We start from the raw sequence: 1,808 nt of genomic DNA, 5'->3' as shown, positions 1-1,808 counted from the left end.
CCTGAGCAAGCCTCAATTCTTGATACGCTAGGCTATATTGCATTTTTACAAAATGATTATGAAGCAGCAGCGGAAGCTTTAGGCAAAGCATATGAACTCAGCCATAACATAAATATTGGCATTCGTTACGCTAAAGCATTGTATATGCAAGGATCGTTAACTCAATTTAGTACCGTGTTACAACAACTGAAACAAAAGCACGCGAATGATCCACAATTGCATCAGCTTGATGCGTTAATTTTACCTACATCTGTAAAAAAGAGTTAAATTTATGAGCAAACTTGCCCAACTGTGCACAGCGATCTGTGGATCAAGTGTATTATTCTTAACCGGTTGTCAGCATTTTACTCAGCCTAAACCCGCAGTTACCCACCAAGTACAAGATGAAAAACACTTCAATTTGCAAGGTAAAATTGGAGTGCGTACCCCCCAACAAAGTGGGAGTGCTTTTTTCACATGGATTCAACAGCAAGATAATTTTGATATCGAGTTAAGTGGAATTTTAGGTGTTGGAAAAACACAAATTCAGGGAAAACCGGGTGAAGTCACTCTAAACAGCGCTAAAACTGGCGTTATTACAGCAGCATCTCCTGAAGAGCTTTTAGAGCGTGCAACTGGTTGGCAAGCCCCCATTACTCATTTAACCAGCTGGATTTTAGCGAAACCTGCAACTTTAAATGCCCAAATTAGCAAAGATAATGCAAACCGTGTGAGCCAACTCATCGAAGATGGTTGGACGGTTAATTTTAGTTATGATGGTGAACAAACTTTACCAAATAAACTGGTTTTAAAGCAGGCGCTTGCTGAAGATAAAGAAAACCGTATTACAATGGTTATCCAAAACCGTTAAGTCTAACTATATAAATCTATGATTCGAGTTCCTTCTCCAGCCAAGCTCAACCTGTTTTTACATATAACGGGACGTCGTGAAAATGGTTACCATGAATTACAAACCATTTTTCAACTCATTGATTTATATGACTGGATGACTTTTTCCCCTATTGAGAAAGATGAAATCCAGATTGAAGGTTTAGGTGAGGTTCAACTTGAGCAGAATCTGATTTATCGGGCTGCTCAAATATTAAAACCGCATGCAAAAAAATTGTGTGGCCTACACATTAGCATTGAAAAAAATATTCCAATGGGTGCAGGTCTAGGCGGAGGTTCTTCGAATGCCGCCACAACGCTCATTGTTTTAAATCAATTATGGCAATGTGGCCTAACTCAGACAGAGCTTGCTGACTATGGTGTAAAACTTGGTGCTGATGTTCCTATTTTTATTTATGGTAAAAATGCATGGGCTGAAGGTATTGGTGAACATTTAACATTCATAGACTTAGATCAAAAACAGTTCATTATTTTAAAACCTGATTGTTTTATCAGCACTCAATTGCTTTTTTCACAAAAAACATTGACAAGAGACACTAAGACCACTAAATTTTGCGCCTATCAGTTAGAACCTTCTAATTTTGGAAATAACTTTGAGCCTTTGGCTAGAAAGTTATACCCTGAAGTTGAAGAAGCAATGCAATATCTTGATCAATTTGGTCATGCAAAGCTTACAGGTACAGGTGCTTGTGTTTTTACTGAAGTAACCAATGAAATGAATGTTGATGACATTCTTAAACATGCACCATGTAAAGCTTACTTGGTACGTAGTTTAAAAGAATCTCCTTTACATCATTTTAAAGTTGCAAGTTAGGGGCGTCGCCAAGTGGTAAGGCAGCGGGTTTTGATCTCGCCATCCGTTGGTTCGAATCCAGCCGCCCCTGCCATTCTTCTTATTTTAAAGACAGACTTAATTGCCT

3 protein-coding genes and 1 tRNA gene are annotated in these 1,808 nt (G+C 38.4%); all 4 read left to right on the top strand.

Annotation, left to right across the window (positions count from 1 at the left end; translation table 11 throughout):
* The coding region (locus J671_RS24720) for a tetratricopeptide repeat protein (protein ID WP_033855789.1) at nt 1–267 on the top strand (267 nt) is incomplete at its 5' end.
* Nucleotides 268–271: 4 nt separating this feature from the next.
* Entirely contained in the window at nt 272–850 is a 579-nt protein-coding gene (gene lolB, locus J671_RS24715; protein ID WP_031983456.1) for a lipoprotein insertase outer membrane protein LolB, read from the top strand.
* 18 nt (nt 851–868) lie between these two features.
* The gene (ispE, locus tag J671_RS24710; protein ID WP_006581578.1) at nt 869–1,702 is read left to right on the top strand and encodes a 4-(cytidine 5'-diphospho)-2-C-methyl-D-erythritol kinase; all 834 of its coding nucleotides are present in this window, start codon (nt 869–871) and stop codon (nt 1,700–1,702) included.
* Nucleotides 1,701–1,775 (top strand) — tRNA-Gln (locus J671_RS0105420). The genes ispE and J671_RS0105420 overlap by 2 nt, the downstream gene beginning before the upstream one ends.
* The last annotated feature ends 33 nt before the right edge of the window (nt 1,776–1,808 follow it).

Source organism: Acinetobacter sp. 1130196, from assembly GCF_000588095.1.
GTDB classification, from domain to species: domain Bacteria; phylum Pseudomonadota; class Gammaproteobacteria; order Pseudomonadales; family Moraxellaceae; genus Acinetobacter; species Acinetobacter nosocomialis.
The sequence above is the reverse complement of the archived record's forward strand: the minus strand, read 5'-3'. Positions and strand labels throughout refer to the sequence as shown.

Coding starts and splice junctions, on each gene's coding strand:
- lolB (WP_031983456.1), top strand. CDS start 272: ATGAGCAAACTTGCCCAACTGTGCACAGCGATCTGTGGATCAAGTGTA.
- ispE (WP_006581578.1), top strand. CDS start 869: ATGATTCGAGTTCCTTCTCCAGCCAAGCTCAACCTGTTTTTACATATA.